Here is a 1,892-nt window from a genome sequence, read left to right on the forward strand (position 1 = left end):
CTGGCATTGAGCGGTGGCGACATCGACAATACCAAGGGCCAATTGCAGGCCGTGGCCGGCAACGCCACCCTGAACGTGGCGAACTTGAACAATACCGCCGGCAATGTGTTTGCCGGCGCCAACCTGAACGCGACACTGGCTAGCCTGAACAACACGGGCAGTATGTATGCGGCTGGGAATCAATCCCTGACTGCAACAGGCGCCATCGTCAACACGGGCGTCATCGCGGCGCAGGGCAATACCAGCTTGACGGCGAAAACCCTCGACAGCAGTGCAAGCAGCCTGATTGGCGCTGGCATGCAAGCCGATGGCAAACTGGGCACGGCAGGCGACTTGACGATCAGCACAACACAAGCGCTGGCCGCGCATGGCCAGAATCTGGCGGCAGGCAAGGCGAACCTGACAGGTGCCAGCGTGGACCTGTCTGGCAGCCAGACCAGCGCGACCAGCATTGCTTTGACGGCAACCGCGGGTGACGTCAGTACACAGAAAGCTGTGGTCAGCACGCCTGGCGCCTTGACGATCCATGCGCGAGACACCTTGCGCAATACGGAAGGACAACTCAGCGCCGGCCAACTCGACCTGCACGTGGGCAATCTCGACAACGCCAAAGGTACCGTGATCCAGACGGGCACGGGCGATACCGTCATCCAGACGGGCAATCTCGACAACAGCGCCGGGCGCATCGCCGTCAATAGCGCCAATCTCACTCTGGGCGCGGCCAGCTTGACGAATGCGGGCGGCAAGATCGAGCATGCGGGTGCCGGCACCCTGGCCATCACGGCAGCCACCTTGCAGGGCGCCGGCGGCAGCATCATCGGCAATGGCGCCGTCGATCTGAAGGCCGGCCTGCTTGACCACGCCAACGCGACCACCACGGGACGCTCCCTGAGCGTGCAGGCCGACAGCCTGAGCAACCGGGGCGGCCATCTGCTGCAGACGGGTACCGGTAATATGCATGTCGCCGTCATGGGTTTGCTGGACAATACGAGTGGCGAAATCGCTGGCAACGGCACCTTGTCGGTGCAGACCGGCAGCCTGGACAACACCAAAGGCAAGATCACCTCGGCCACGTCCGCCGATATCGTCAGCAGCGGCGCGCTCATCAATACCGATGGCGTGATCGCGGCGGCAACCGATCTGCACCTGGGTGGCGCCATCGACAATACGCGCGGCTTGCTGCAGGCGGGCACCGGCGCCTTGCGCCTGGATGCGGTCAGCGTGCGCAATGCGCAAGGCACGCTCAGCGCGGGTAGCGATATCATCGCCAAGGTCAGCGGCGACGTGCTCAACGCGGGCGTGCTGTATGCGGGACGCAGCCAGAGCCTGGAGATCGGCGGCTTGCTGAACAATACGGGCAGTCTGGCCGCCTTGGGCAATACGACGATCACGGCGGGCAGTCTGAGCGGCAACGGCCTGTTGGCGGCCGGCATGCGCGCCGATGGCAGCTTTGCCTCGGCCGGTGACTTGACGGTGACGGCCCGTGGCGTCTTGCAGGCTGGCGGCCAGAACATGGCGGCCGGCCAGCTGCAGATGACGGGCGCGTCGGTCGACGTGGGCGGCAGCCAGAGCAGTGCGGCGCATATCGGCTTGACGGCCCTGGCGGGCAATGTGACGACCAGCAAGGCCATCGTGTCGACCAATGGCCTATTGAGCATCACGGCCAATGCCGCCAATGGCCAGGCACTGGTCAACCAGGGCGGCAGCCTGAGCGCGGGGCAACTGTCCCTGCGCGTGGCCAACCTGGACAACGCCAAGGGCACCGTGATACAGACGGGCACGGGCGACACCGTCATCGAGACGGGCGCGCTGGACAATACGGGCGGGCGCATCGCCGTCAACAGCGCAAATCTGCGCCTGCAGGCGGGCGACCTGACGAATATCGACGGCAA

At 64.9% G+C, this 1,892-nt stretch carries 1 protein-coding gene; it reads left to right on the top strand.

Going from position 1 to position 1,892, the window contains the following annotated elements:
* On the top strand, window positions 1–1,892 hold a 1,892-nt coding region (locus GCN75_RS28705; protein WP_405002842.1), incomplete at both ends, for a beta strand repeat-containing protein.

It is taken from the genome of Janthinobacterium violaceinigrum (assembly GCF_009208555.1).
In the GTDB taxonomy this organism is placed as follows: domain Bacteria; phylum Pseudomonadota; class Gammaproteobacteria; order Burkholderiales; family Burkholderiaceae_D; genus Janthinobacterium; species Janthinobacterium violaceinigrum.